Consider the following 13,949-nt stretch of genomic DNA (forward strand, 5'->3'; position numbering starts at 1 on the left):
TTTAGTATTGCGGCAGAGATGCTTCGACTGCGCTCAGCATGACGTTTTACTTATCCCCACAAGCCATCTAATACTCCTTTCTTTCCATGATTTCCCCCGCCGAAGCCACTGCCCGCGTGCTGGCCACCGCCCGCCCCCTGCCGTCCGAAACCCTGGCCCTGCCCCACGCCGCTGGCCGCATCCTGGCCGAAACGCTCACGGCCGACCGCGACTTTCCGCCCTTCAACCGGGTGGCGATGGACGGCATCGCGGTGGCCTTTGCCGCCTGGGCCGGCGGCCAGTCGGAATTTGAAATCGCGCACACCCAGTACGCCGGCGAACCAACTCGTGCGCTGCCCAGCCCGCAGCAGGCCGTGGAGGTGATGACCGGCGCGGTGCTGCCCGTGGGAGCTGATGCGGTGGTTCGCTACGAAGACATCCTGCTGCACGACAACCGCGCCACCATCCAGATTCCGCCGCCCGGCGCGCCCGGCGTCAACGTTCACCAGCAGGCTGCCGACCGCCACGCCGGCGATACCCTGCTGCGCCCCGGCACCCGCCTCGGCCCCGCTGAGCTGGCCGTGGCCGCCACCGTGGGCGCGGCCGAACTGGCCGTGACCCGCGCCCCGCGCCTGGCCGTGGTGAGCACCGGCGACGAGCTGGTGGGATTATCGGCCACCCCCCTGGCGCACCAGATTCGACGTTCCAACGTGTATGCCCTGCAGGCGCTGTTTGCGCAGGCGGGGGCCGAGGTTTCGCTGTTCCACCTCTCCGACAACGTGGAAGAGTTGCGCGTGGGCCTCACCAATATTCTGGCCGCCGGCTTCGATGTCATGGTGCTGAGCGGGGCCGTGAGCAAGGGCCGCGCCGACCACCTGCCCGGCCTGCTGCGCGAGCTACACGTCGAGGAAATATTCCACGAAGTGCAGCAGCGACCCGGCAAGCCCATGTGGTTTGGGGCGCGGGCCGGCGGGCCGGTGGTTTTCGGGCTGCCCGGCAATCCGGTGTCCACGTTCCTCACGGCTTGCCGCTACGTGCGGCCCTGGCTGCGCGCCGTGCAGCAGCCCACCGAAGCCGGCGAAACGGCCGCGGTGCCCGAAGCGCCGATGCCGGCCATGCTCACCGTCGACATCAACTTTAAGCCCCAGCTAACGCACTTTGTACCCGTGCGCCTGACCGTGGACGCGGAGGGCCGCCGCCTGGCCACGCCGCTACGGGTGGGCGGTTCCGGCGATTTGGCCGGGCTGCTGGGGGCCACCGCGTTTCTGGAGCTGCCCCCGGAGCCAACCGTGTTCGCGGCGGGCAGCGTGTGGCTGGCGTGGACATTGTAGCGCTTTCGGCTAATAGAACGTTGTGCTTCATCTGGCGTCCGCGCAGTCGAAGCATGATGCTCGATGGATTCTCGGATTACCCAAGATTGTGCTTCCGTCGTATCTTCGCATCACGCTGCTATCCAGAAAGACCGAGGGACCGGGCCCGATGACGTCTTGGCAACCTACCACGAGTAGGTGCCAACTCCCGTTTCACCGCGTTTTTTGGTGAAAGAAGATGACAGCCGGAACCGGACGCTCGCGCCCGGGTTTCTTTCTGGATACGCGCCTGTACGCTGCTATTCGACCCCGAAAGAAATGTCCGTTTCCGCCCCTACCCTTCCCCAGATTTCTCCGGCACGCGAAGATTTGGCCTCGCGCCACCTGCTTCCCGAGCTCCTACGCCAGCGCCTGCTGATTCTCGACGGCGCGATGGGCACCATGATTCAGCGCCACCCGCTCACGGAGGAGGATTTTCGGGGCACCCGCTTCGCCGACCACCCCAAGCCCCTGCGCGGCAACAACGACCTGCTGAGCCTGACCCGGCCCGACATCATCAAGGGCATCCACGCCGAATATTTTGCCGCCGGGGCCGACATGGTGGAAACCAACACCTTTTCGGGCACCACCATCGCGCAGGCCGACTACGGCCTGGAGCACGTCGTGTACGAGCTGAACTACGAGTCGGCGCGCCTGGCCCGCGAGGCGGCCGACGAGTACACCACGCCCGAGCAGCCGCGCTTCGTGGCCGGGGCCGTCGGCCCCACCAACCGCACCGCCTCGCTCTCGCCCGATGTCAACCGGCCCGGCTATCGCGCCGTGACCTTCGATGAGCTCGCTACGGCTTACTTAGAGCAGGTGCGCGGCCTCGTGGATGGCGGCGTGGACACGCTCCTCATCGAAACCATTTTCGATACCCTGAACGCCAAAGCGGCCCTCTACGCCGTGCAGAAGTTCTTCGATGAAGGGGGCCGCGAAGTGCCCGTCATGATTTCGGGTACGATTACCGACGCTTCCGGCCGCACCCTCAGTGGCCAGACGGTGGAGGCATTCTGGAACAGCATCCGCCACCTGCCGCTGCTAAGCGTGGGCCTGAACTGCGCCCTCGGGGCCGACCAGCTCCGCCAGTACGTGCAGGAACTGAGCCGGATTTCCGACGTGCACATTTCGGCCTACCCCAACGCCGGCCTGCCCAACGCCTTTGGCGGCTACGACGAGTCGGCCCAGGAATTTGCCGCGCTGGTGGAAGAATACCTCAAGGAAGGCATCGTGACCGTGGTGGGCGGCTGCTGCGGCACCACGCCCCAGCACATTGCGGAGCTGAGCAAGCTGGCGAAGCAGTACAAGCCGCGAGCGTTGAAACAGTTAAAAGTGAAGAGTGAAGCGTTAGAATCCGGAGAAAAGCCAGTGATGGATTTTAACGCTTCGCTTTTAACTTCTAACTCAAACGCCACGCGTTTGTCCGGCCTCGAACCCTTCAACATCACCCCTGATAGCCTCTTCGTGAACGTGGGTGAGCGCTGCAACGTGACCGGCTCGCGCGCCTTCGCCCGCCTCATCCGCACCGGCGCGTATGAGGAAGCCCTCGCCGTGGCCCGCCTGCAGGTGGAGGAAGGGGCCCAAGTCATCGACATCAACATGGACGAGGGCATGCTCGATTCGGAGCAGGTGATGACGACGTTCCTGCACCTCATCGCCTCGGAGCCTGACATTGCCCGGGTGCCCGTCATGATTGACTCCTCGAAGTGGAGCGTGCTCGAAGCCGGCCTGAAATGCGTGCAGGGCAAGCCCATCGTGAACTCGATTTCACTGAAGGAGGGCGAAGACGTTTTCCGTGAGCGGGCCCATACGGTGCGCCAGTACGGGGCCGCCGTGGTGGTGATGGCCTTCGACGAAAACGGCCAGGCCGACTCGCTGGAACGCCGCAAGGAAATCTGCCAGCGCAGCTATGACATCCTGACCAAGGAAGTGGGCATGGACCCGTCCGACATCATTTTTGACCCCAACATCCTGACCGTGGGCACGGGCATGGACGAGCACCGCAACTACGCCATCGACTTCATCGAAGCCGTGCGTTGGATTAAAGGGCACCTGCCCGGCGCGCTCACCAGCGGCGGCATTTCGAACATCAGCTTTTCCTTCCGCGGCAACGACTTGGTGCGCGAGGCCATGCACACGGCCTTTCTCTACCACGCCATCCGGGCGGGGCTAAATATGGGCATTGTGAACCCCGGCCAGCTTGGCGTGTACGATGAGATTCCGAAGGACCTGCTCGAGCTCTGCGAAGACGTGCTCCTGAACCGCCGCGCCGACGCCACCGAGCGCCTCGTGGAATTTGCCGACACGGTGAAGCAGAAGGACAAGGCCGAAGTAGTGGCCGATGCCTGGCGCAGCCTGCCCGTGTGGGAGCGCCTGCAACACGCGCTGGTGAAGGGCATTACCGAATTTATCGACGAGGACACCGAGGAAGTACGGCAGCAGGTCGGGCGGCCGCTCGAAGTCATCGAAGGCCCGCTGATGGCTGGCATGAACGTAGTGGGCGACCTGTTCGGGGCTGGCAAAATGTTCCTGCCGCAGGTAGTGAAATCGGCCCGCGTGATGAAAAAGGCCGTGGCGTACCTGGAACCCTACCTACTGGCCGACAAGCAGGGCTCGGAGCGCCAGACGGCCGGCAAAATCCTGATGGCCACGGTGAAAGGCGACGTGCACGACATCGGCAAGAACATCGTGGGCGTGGTGCTGGCCTGCAACAACTTCGACATCGTGGACCTCGGCGTGATGGTGCCGCTCGAAAAGATTTTGGACGAAGCCCAGCGCCAGCAGGTCGACGTGATTGGCCTCTCCGGCCTCATCACCCCCTCGCTCGATGAGATGGTGTACGTGGCCCAGGCCATGGAAAAGCGCGGCCTGAAAATCCCCCTGCTCATTGGCGGGGCCACCACGTCGCGCCTGCACACGGCCGTGAAAATCGCGCCCTCCTACAGCGGGCCGGTGGTGCACGTCAACGATGCTTCGCGCTCGGTGGGCGTGGCGGCAGGCCTGCTCGGCTCGGGTGAGCGCGCCTACGCCCAGACCGTGGCCGACGACTACAACGCCCTGCGTGCCGACTACGCCAGCCGCCAGCGCGACAAGAACTACCTCACCATCGAAGCCGCCCGCGCCAACGGCGTGAAATCGGACTGGGATACGGTGAGTATTACCAAACCCACCTTCCTCGGCACCAAGGTGCTCGAAGATTACGACCTCGCCGAGCTGGCCCGCTACATCGACTGGACGCCCTTTTTCCACACCTGGGAGCTGAAGGGCCGCTACCCGCGCATCCTGGACGATGCCACGCTGGGCGAAGCCGCCACCAAGCTGTTCGAGGATGCGCAGGCCATGCTCACCAAAATCATTGATGGGAAGCTGCTCACGGCCCGCGCCGTGCTGGGTTTCTGGCCGGCCAACACGCAGGGGTACGACACCATCGAAATCTACGCCGACGACTCGCGTGAAACCGTAACTACCGAGTTTTTCACGCTGCGCCAGCAGGGCGAGAAGGGCCCCGGCATTCCCAATGTCGCCTTCTCCGATTTCCTGGCCCCCAAGGAATCCGGCCGCGCCGACTACCTGGGCGGCTTCGCCGTGACGGCCGGTATCGGCATCGAAAAGCTGATTGAGCAGTACGATGCCGACCACGACGACTACTCCAGCATCATGGTGAAGGCCTTGGCCGACCGCCTGGCCGAAGCCTTCGCCGAGCGCCTGCACGAGCGGGTACGGCGCGAATTCTGGGCCTATGCGCCCGATGAGCACCTCACCGGCGACGACCTCATTCAGGAGAAATACCGCGGCGTGCGCCCCGCCCCCGGCTACCCCGGCTGCCCCGACCATACCGAAAAAATAACCCTCTTCCAGCTGCTCGATGCCGAGAGCCAGACCGGCATTATCCTCACCGAAAACCTGGCCATGTACCCGGCCTCCTCGGTGAGCGGCATGTACTATGCCCACCCGGACTCGCGCTACTTTGGGCTAGGCCGGATTGGGGTTGACCAGGTAGCAGACATCGCCCAGCGGAAGCACATGCCGCTGCCCGAGTTGGAGCGCTGGCTGATGCCGAATTTGAACTACGAACCAAAATAATTGGCTGTTAGCCTTTAGCTGCTAGCTATTAGCTCGTGCCCTTAAAATACTTACTGCCAAGAGCTAATAGCTAGCAGCTAAAAGCTAACAGCTTAAACATGAAAGTTACCGACCACCTCGCCCAAGCCAACGGCAAAACCCTCTTCTCCTTCGAGGTACTGCCGCCCAAAAAGGGCGAAAATATCCACACGCTGTTCTCGAACATCGAGCCGCTGATGGAGTTCAAGCCGCCCTTCATCGACGTGACCTACCACCGGGAGGAATACGTGTACCGCCACCACCCCAACGGCCTGCTGGAAAAGAAAACCGTGCGCCGCCGGCCCGGCACGGTGGGCATTTGCGCGGCCATCAAAAACCGCTTCGACGTCGACACTGTGCCCCACCTCATCTGCGGCGGCTTCACGAAGGAGGAGACGGAGAACGCGCTGATTGACCTGCATTTCCTGGGCATCGACTCCATCCTGGCCCTGCGCGGCGACCCCATCAAATCGGAAGGCCATTTCAAACCCGAGCCCGACGGCCATGCCTACGCCTGCGACCTCATCGGCCAGGTGGCCAACCTGAACAAGGGCGAGTACCTGGATGAGGAGCAGGACGATACGTGGGCTACCAACTTCTGCATCGGTACGGCGGGCTACCCCGAGAAGCACTTTGAGGCCTCAAACTATGCCTCCGACCTCCGCTTCCTGAAGCACAAAGTTGACCGGGGGGCCGAGTACATCGTGACCCAGATGTTCTTCGACAACGAAGAGTTTTTTAAGTTCGAGAAAAAGTGCCGCGACGCGGGTATCACCGTGCCCATCATTCCGGGTCTGAAGCCGCTGACCACCAAAAGCCAGCTCACCATGCTGCCCAGAACCTTTTACCTCAACCTGCCCGAGCCGCTGGTAGAAGCCATCAGCCAGTGCCGCGACAATGAGGCGGCCCGCGCCATCGGCATCGAGTGGTGCCTCAACCAGAGCCGCGAGCTGATGGCCCACGGCGTACCTTGCCTGCACTACTACTCCATGGGCAAGTCGGAAAGCATCCGGCGGGTAGCGGCCGAGCTGTTTTAGCGGCGGCTACCATCCGCCTGCAACAGCCGGCCAGCAGGAAATAGTTGATGGGGCGGGTGGCTTACGAGCTACCCGCCCATTTTTTTAATGCAGTCTCAGCCGGAGCACTCAATACGAGGCTCAGCACCATGCCCCCCTGCTAGCTTGTGTTACCGGCTGGCAGGGTTGGTATAGTTCGCCAGCAATTGGTTCAGCTCGGATTAATCCAACAAAATATGTCTAGCCATCTGCTTTTGAGGCTGAGCAAACGTATGCTCAATGGTCTGATTTTACCCACCAATGAATTACTGCGCTCGACTGAAAGCAGAGCTATTAGTAATTTTTAATATAATTTTACCAATAAAGGTTCTTACTATTCCGCATTTTGCCTACGCTTTTCATTACATAGTCATTCATGAGCTATTGCCGAGCGGAAATAAAATTATTGTTATCTATACCAATAACTTAAATCATTAAATTATCAGCACCCGGGTCTGTAAAATTAATAACAATACCAACCAAGCACGGGTGGAAACCCAAGTGTGAGGGGTCTGAAAATAGAACTTTTTATTATATTGCGAGTCCGCAAACGTTTTCAAGTATTGTTTGTGGCTCTCTCTAACCTCCAAACCCACCCACTTACTATGAAATATTATATTTACTCTCTATTTTTTTTAGTCTCTTTTCTCCTGGCAGCGCCAGCCTACGCTCAAAAAATGCATTCCACGAAGTGGGAAAGTGGCCTGCTTGATAAGCGCACCAAGGTGGGCGTATGGGAATATTATGGCATCACAGCCTCGAAGGAGGTAGTGGTGGTGCAGCGCTACGACCATTCGGCCAGGCAGCTACTATTCTACCGGCCTTCGGGCGACCTCAACTTCAATACCGAACTGGCTCCCGGCCAATGGAAGCGTCGCATGGTAGACCGCCCCCCGCTGTTTATTGGGGGCGACGCGGCCCTGGCAGCTTATACCACGCAATTGCAATACCCCCAGCAGGCCCAGGACCGCAACGTGCAGGGCCAGGTCACCATCGGCTTCACGGTGGATGCCCAGGGCAAAGCCATCAACCACCGCGTGTTGCGCGGCATTGGGGCGGGCTGCGACCAGGAGGCGTTGCGCGTGGTGAAAACCATCCCGAATGAGTGGGTGCCCGCCCAGGTGAGTGGCCAGGATATTGTGGCCGAATACGAGTTGACGCTAACCTTTCGGCTGGCGCAGCAGTAGAGGGCAGGTGCGGCCAAGGTGGCCGTTATTTGCAACCCAACTACTGTGTTTGTGCGATGAAAGGTGAACTACGTAACCGGCTGGCGGGCTTAAAATCTGTGGCTGGCATGCTGCTGGCTGCATTATTGGTCACCGGCTGCGACTCGACGCCCCGCGACCGGCAGGAAGCCGTGCGCGAGGCCGGCCACGAGCTGGATAGTGCCGCCCGCACGGCCGCCCGTAAGCTGGCCCGTGTGGGCAAAGCCACGGCCTCTTACAACGAAACCAACCGCGCCCGCCGTGCCCGGCCCCTCGACCCGCGCCAGCAATTGGCCATTGAGGCCAAGCTAATGGGGCCCTACAACGGCCAGATAAACGCCCTCACGCCCCAGGACCTGCCTGCGGCCTACGGCCAGCTGGTGCGCGAAACCCGTACCCAACGCGCCACCTGGACCGACCGCGACTGGGACTACGCCCGCGCCGTGTACCAGCGCCTGAACGACCAGCTGAAGCAGGTGCGCCTGGACATGCCCGCCCGCGACGAAGTGCGCGTGCGCGCCCGCCAGGCCGAATTTGTGAGCCTGCAGGCCGGCCACGCCGTGAAAGGCATTGACGCCGCTACCCGGCAGCAGCCAAAATAAGGATTGTTGAATGTTAAGGATTGGTGATTAAGTTGGCAGTTGAACCCAATTTGTGAACAACCTGACCAACTCAACACGCAACCCTGCTCTGCCATGTCCCGCCCCGATTCCGTCGTTTTTCTCGAATCGTTCTACGAGCCGATGGCGGCCAACCTGGCCCGCACCCGGCTCGAGGCGGCGGGCATTCCGTGCTTTCTCAGCAATGAGAACCTGGTGTCGATAATGCCGCTTTATAGCCCAATTACCGGCGGAGTACGGCTGCACGTGCGGCAAGCCGACGCGCAGGCGGCCCTGGAAATACTGCACGCTGAACCCGTGCCCCGGGCCACCGGGCCGGATGTGGAATCGTTCGCTGCCGATGCGCCCGACCCCGTGACGCCCCGCTGCCCCCGGTGCGGGTCATCGGATGTGGCCTACGGGTCCGCCACGCGCAACACATACGGGTTCTGGGAGTCGGTGCTGTCGGTGCTGCTGCGGTTTCCGGTGCGGGGCAAGCGCTACCACTGCTTCCATTGCGGCAACGAGTTCAAGTAGCGCACGGCAGCGCCTGATTAGCCTTGAGGATTAACACTAAAGCGTTGACAGTAGCGTTACTACCGCATGACCAGCGTACACCACCGATGGCTTGGGCGGCCGCTATTGCTTGCGAAGGTGTTGCTGCTGGCGTGGTGGCTGCCGGGTGCGCCCGCATGGGCGCAGGCACCTCTCCCGACGGGCGACGGCCTGAAAGGCGATTACTACGAAGGGACGAATTTCGAAAAGTTCGTTTTGACCCGCCGCGATGCTACCATCAACTTCAACTGGGGCCAGCAACCGCCCGCACCGGGGCTCGGGGCCGAGCTATTTTCGGTGCGTTGGACGGGCTGGCTGGTGCCCCCAACCAGCGGCAAATACCTTTTTCATGTGACCGTGGACGACGGCATTCGGCTGTGGCTGAACGACCAGTTGATTATGAACGAGTGGCGCGGGCAACCCCTGAGTAATTACACCGCCGCCGTGGAGCTGCGAGCCGACGAGCCCTACCGCCTGCGGGTCGACTACTGCCAATACAGCATGGATACCCGCGTTTTTATTACCTGGGAGCCACCCGGCCCCGGGGCGGCGCAGGCTCCCTCGTCGTGGCGCAACCTTTGGGGCATGACCGCCGAAACGCCCCGCCCCGCGCCCATTCCAACGCAGTTTTTGTTTCGCCAGAATCCCCGGCCCGCCGTAGCTTCGGAGGCCGCGGCGGTGGCCCCACCGAAGCCGCTGCCCAAAGTGCCGGTAGCAGCCAAAGCCATTCCAGTAGCGACGCCATTGGTTACCAAACGGCCGGTGCGACCAGCACCACCGCTGCGCCGCCCGGCCGCACCGCCGCTGGCGGTAGCTAAACCAACCGCCTTGGCACTGCCTCCTGCTCCCAAGCCTGGCCCATTGCGGGCCGACTCCGCCGGTGCTGCCCGCCTGCGCCAGTTGGCCGTGGGTGAAACCGTGACCCTGCCCGAGCTTTATTTCCAGCAGGGAAAGGCACACCTCCTACCTGCTTCTCGCACGGCACTCAATCAATTGGCCACTATTCTCAGCACTCAGCCCACGTTGCGCCTGGAGGTGCAGGGCCACACCGACAACGTGGGCAATGCCGAGCTGAACCGCCAGCTCTCGCAGCAGCGGGCCGAGGCCGTGTGCCTCTACCTCACGGCCCACGGCGTGAATACGGCCCAGCTCCGGCCGCTGGGTTATGGCGGTACCCAGCCCGTGGCCGACAACACCGACCCGGCCCAGCGCCCCCGCAACCGCCGCGTAGTGCTGCGCCGGCTCTAGCGCCGCCTTCCTCCCCATCGCGTCCGAAAACCCGTATGCGTTCGGGTTGCGGCGGCCAACTTCCCCGGTGCGTTGGTGTTGCAACAGCCTCTATCCGCCAGTTATGCTGTTTGCCACTCACTTGTTGCGCACCCTCCGCCGCCACTGGCCCCACTACCTAGTGGAGGCGGCCGGGCTCGTGGCTTTTCTCATTTTTTCGAGCGTGGCGGCCGTGGTTTGCTTTCACCCCAGCTCGGCGGTGGCGCGGGCGCTGGGGCCGCATGCCTGGGTGCAGCGCCTTGGGGTGGGGCTGATAGTGGGCGGGCTGGTGGCGGCCATGGCCTACTCGCCCTGGGGCAAGCGCTCGGGGGCGCACTTCAACCCGGCCGTGACGCTGGGCTTCTGGCAGCTGGGCCACATCCGGACGGCCGATGCTATTTGGTACGTGGTGGCGCAGTTTGCGGGGGCACTGGTGGCTGGCGTGGCCATCTTCTGGCTGCTGGCCCCGTGGTTTAGCCACCCGGCGGTACATTACAACACCACCCGTCCGCCCGAGGGTGCCTACGGCTGGGTGATTGCGCTGGGGGCCGAAATCCTGATTTCCGGGGCGCTGATGATGGTGATGCTGTCATCGCTGCACTCGGCCCGCCTCAAGCAATGGACGGGCGCTTTCGTAGGATTGCTGCTGGCCTTGTTTGTGGTGGTGGAGGCCCCACTTTCGGGCATGAGCCTGAACCCCGCACGCACGCTGGGCAGCGCCATGCCCGCTGGGGGCAGCCCGGGCTTGTGGCTGTATTTTGTGGGCCCGCTGACTGCTACCTGGGTCACGGCCATAGTGTACGGCCGCTGGCGACGTCGCCATTCCCCTACCGAGCGCCCGCCGGTGTACCCGGATTATTCGGCCGAGTAGCGACGGGCGCGGAAGGGGTTGGCACAAGCGGTTGGGCCGCGTGGACCAGTGCTGCTCAATGGTTGCTGCACCAGCCACCCAGACCATTGGCTGGCGGTTTGGCATCGGCCATTTTTCCTTTTTTCGCGTAAGCAGGGGCACACTATTTTCTACGCTGCTATGCCCGCCAAAAAGACTGATTCCGCCAAAGCCCCGGCTAAAAAAGCCGCCCCCGCCAAAGCCGAGCGCCGCCCCACGGCCAAGGACATGAAGGCCGCCGCTCAAAAGCTGCCCTACCCGGCCAAACAGGCCGACATGAAACTGCAGCCCGACTCAGACCTGGCCAACTACAAAGCCGCTGGCAAGCTAAAAGACAAAGTCGCCATCATCACCGGAGCCGACTCCGGCATTGGCCGGGCCGTGGCCATTGCCTTCGCCAAGGAAGGTGCGCACGTAGCCATCGTATTCAACGAAAACGTGGAAGACGCGGAGAAAACCAAGCAAATGGTGGAAAAGGAGAAGCGCAAGTGCCTGCTGCTGCAAATGGACGTGCGCGACCCCGAGCAGTGCAAGCAGGCCGTGCGCCGCACCATGGCCGAGCTGGGCGGGCTGAATATCTTGGTGAACAACGCCGCGTTCCAGATGAGCCAGGCGAAGTTCGAGGATATCCCGGAGGAGCAGATTCGCCGCACCTTCGACACCAATATCCTGGGCTACATCTGGATGGCGCAGGCCGCCATTCCGCACCTGAAGAAGGACGACTGCATCATCAACACGGGCAGCATCGTGGGCATCACGGGCATCCCCATTCTAGTGGATTATGCGGCCAGCAAGGCCGGTATTCATGCCCTCACTAAATCACTGGCGCTGTACCTGGGCGAAAAAGGCATTCGGGTGAACTGCGTAGTGCCCGGCCCGGTCTGGACGCCCAATATCCCGGCCACCATGCCCATTGAGGAAATCGAGAAGTTCGGCCACGAGGTCGCCCTCAAGCGTCCTGGCCAGCCCGAGGAACTGGCCCCCGCCTACGTGCTACTGGCCTCGCAGGACGGCTCCTTTATGACCGGCAGCCTCGTGCACGTAACTGGTGGCAAGCTCAGCAGCGACGAGTAGCTGTGGACAAAAAGAACGTCGTGCTCCATCTGGCGTCCGCGCAGCCGAAGCATGACGTTCTTTTTATTCGGACGAAGCCATTGCCAGCTATAGCTGTTTAGCAAAGTTTTCGCGCTGCGAATAATCAACCACCGAAGCAGCCGATTACCTTGCCGCTTTCTACGCGTTTTCAGGGTGTTAGACCCCTTGGTAACGGTATTTTCCATTTTCTTCTTTCACATCAATTCCCACTAGTTACATGGCCGATAATTCCTCTTCTTTGCTCGACCGCAGCCGCACCATTGCGGGACCGGGCTACAACCGCTGGCTGGTACCACCGGCGGCGCTGGCCATTCACCTCGCCATCGGGCAGGTGTACGCCTTCAGCGTGTTCAAAAAGCCCCTCGGGGCGCTCATCAGCGGCAACGTGGATGCCCCGGCCCCCACGGACTGGACGCCGGGCCAGATTGGCTGGATTTTCTCCATCGCCATTGTGCTGCTGGGTTTGTCGGCGGCCATATTTGGCAAGTGGCTGGAGCGTGTGGGCCCGCGCAAGGCCATGATGGCGGCCGCGCTCTGCTTCGGCGGTGGCTTTATGATTGGCTCGCTGGGCATTCACCTGCACAGCCTCGTGCTGCTGTACCTGGGCTACGGGGTGCTGGGCGGCATCGGGCTGGGCCTGGGCTACATTTCGCCGGTGAGCACGCTAATCAAGTGGTTTCCGGACCGCAAGGGCGTGGCCACGGGTATGGCCATTATGGGCTTTGGCGGCGGCGCGATGATTGCCTCCCCGCTGTCGGTGGCCCTGATGGCGCACTTCAAAAGCACCGGCACGCTGGGCGTAGCAGCTACGTTCATCACGTTGGGCATCATCTACTTCCTGTTCATGCAGTTTGGGGTGTGGACCATCCGGGTGCCGGCCGACGACTGGGCTCCGGCTGGCTACGTGCCCAACGCCGAGCACAACGCCCTGATTACGACCGGTAACGTGTCGGCCGACAACGCCATCAAAACGCCGCAGTTCTGGCTGCTGTGGGTGGTGCTGATGACCAACGTAACAGCCGGTATCGGCGTGCTCGAAACGGCTTCGCCGCTTATTCAGGATACCTTCTCAAAGGCCGCGATGGGCGGCGGCAAGTTTGTGACGGCGGCGGCGGCGGCGGGCTTCGTGGGCCTGCTCAGCCTGTTCAACCTGCTGGGGCGCTTCTTCTGGTCGTCGGCGTCGGATAAGATGGGCCGCAAGGTGACGTACGCCATCTACTTTGCGCTCGGCATTGCGCTGTACCTGCTCATTCCTACGCTGGGCCATAACCTGCAGCTCACGCTTTATGTAGTGGTGGCCTGCGTTATTATCAGCATGTACGGCGGTGGTTTCGCGACCATCCCGGCGTATCTGTCCGACCTGTTTGGCAAGTACCAGGTAGGTGCCATCCACGGGCGGCTACTCACGGCCTGGAGCACGGCCGGCGTGGTGGGTCCGCTCATCGTCAACTATTTGCACGAGAGCCGTAAGGCGCAGGGCTTCACTGGCTCGGCGGCTTACCAAACGGTGTTTTACACCATGGCGGGTGTGCTGGTAGTAGGCCTGCTGGCCAACTTCGCCGTGACGGCCGTGAACGAGAAATACTTCGAAAAAGGCCCCGTTACGCCCTAAGGCGGCGGACACTAAGCGCCATTCTTTTCATCTCCAGCTAATTCCGATATGAATCCTCAACCCAACAACGCCGGCACGCCGGCGGCCGAAACCAGCTCGACGGGCGCGCTGGTCATCGCCTGGCTTTTTGTGGGCATTCCCCTCGCCTGGGGCGTGTCGCAAACCTTCATCAAGGCGCTGACGCTGTTTCAATAGCAGAATAAAGGAACTGAAGAAGCAGCCGGCCCGGTGGGTCGGCTGCTTT

Annotated in this window: 11 protein-coding genes and 1 riboswitch; all 11 genes read left to right on the plus strand. The window is 62.0% G+C overall.

Translation table 11 applies throughout. From position 1 onward, the window contains the following. The first annotated feature begins 86 nt into the window (after positions 1-86). The 11 genes from ABIB44_RS14550 (at position 87) to ABIB44_RS14600 (ending at position 13,900) form a co-directional block, all read left to right on the plus strand. Positions 87-1,310: a molybdopterin molybdotransferase MoeA gene (locus ABIB44_RS14550; protein ID WP_354585377.1), complete on the plus strand. Its 1,224-nt coding sequence runs from the start codon at positions 87-89 to the stop codon at positions 1,308-1,310. Positions 1,311-1,425: 115 nt separating this feature from the next. Further along, a riboswitch (SAM riboswitch) is annotated at positions 1,426-1,534 on the plus strand. A 187-nt stretch (positions 1,535-1,721) separates the two neighbouring features. Next, entirely contained in the window at positions 1,722-5,411 is a 3,690-nt protein-coding gene (gene metH / locus ABIB44_RS14555; RefSeq protein WP_354585578.1) for a methionine synthase, read from the plus strand. Positions 5,412-5,509: 98 nt separating this feature from the next. Beyond that, positions 5,510-6,466 (plus strand): methylenetetrahydrofolate reductase [NAD(P)H], encoded by a 957-nt coding sequence (gene metF, locus ABIB44_RS14560; RefSeq protein WP_354585378.1) that lies wholly within the window; start codon positions 5,510-5,512, stop codon positions 6,464-6,466. 695 nt (positions 6,467-7,161) lie between these two features. Beyond that, positions 7,162-7,671, plus strand: coding sequence for an energy transducer TonB (locus ABIB44_RS14565; RefSeq protein WP_354585379.1), 510 nt, complete (start codon positions 7,162-7,164; stop codon positions 7,669-7,671). A 107-nt stretch (positions 7,672-7,778) separates the two neighbouring features. Further along, positions 7,779-8,291: a hypothetical protein gene (locus ABIB44_RS14570; protein WP_354585380.1), complete on the plus strand. Its 513-nt coding sequence runs from the start codon at positions 7,779-7,781 to the stop codon at positions 8,289-8,291. Between the two features lie 93 nt (positions 8,292-8,384). Then, entirely contained in the window at positions 8,385-8,825 is a 441-nt protein-coding gene (locus ABIB44_RS14575; RefSeq protein ID WP_354585381.1) for a putative signal transducing protein, read from the plus strand. 66 nt (positions 8,826-8,891) lie between these two features. Continuing rightward, positions 8,892-10,091, plus strand: a complete 1,200-nt coding sequence (locus tag ABIB44_RS14580; protein ID WP_354585382.1) for a PA14 domain-containing protein — start codon at positions 8,892-8,894, stop codon at positions 10,089-10,091. 103 nt (positions 10,092-10,194) lie between these two features. Then, positions 10,195-10,980, plus strand: coding sequence for an MIP/aquaporin family protein (locus ABIB44_RS14585; RefSeq protein WP_354585383.1), 786 nt, complete (start codon positions 10,195-10,197; stop codon positions 10,978-10,980). Positions 10,981-11,139: 159 nt separating this feature from the next. After that, positions 11,140-12,072 carry an SDR family oxidoreductase gene (locus ABIB44_RS14590; RefSeq protein ID WP_502916496.1) on the plus strand — a complete coding sequence of 311 codons (933 nt, stop codon included), beginning with the start codon at positions 11,140-11,142 and terminating at the stop codon, positions 12,070-12,072. 238 nt (positions 12,073-12,310) lie between these two features. Continuing rightward, the gene (locus tag ABIB44_RS14595) at positions 12,311-13,705 is read left to right on the plus strand and encodes an L-lactate MFS transporter (protein ID WP_354585384.1); all 1,395 of its coding nucleotides are present in this window, start codon (positions 12,311-12,313) and stop codon (positions 13,703-13,705) included. A gap of 48 nt (positions 13,706-13,753) precedes the next feature. Then, a complete protein-coding gene (locus ABIB44_RS14600; protein ID WP_354585385.1) occupies positions 13,754-13,900 on the plus strand; it encodes an MFS transporter small subunit in 147 nt (48 codons plus the stop codon). The last annotated feature ends 49 nt before the right edge of the window (positions 13,901-13,949 follow it).

Source organism: Hymenobacter sp. UYCo722 (genome assembly GCF_040547115.1).
In the GTDB taxonomy this organism is placed as follows: domain Bacteria; phylum Bacteroidota; class Bacteroidia; order Cytophagales; family Hymenobacteraceae; genus Hymenobacter.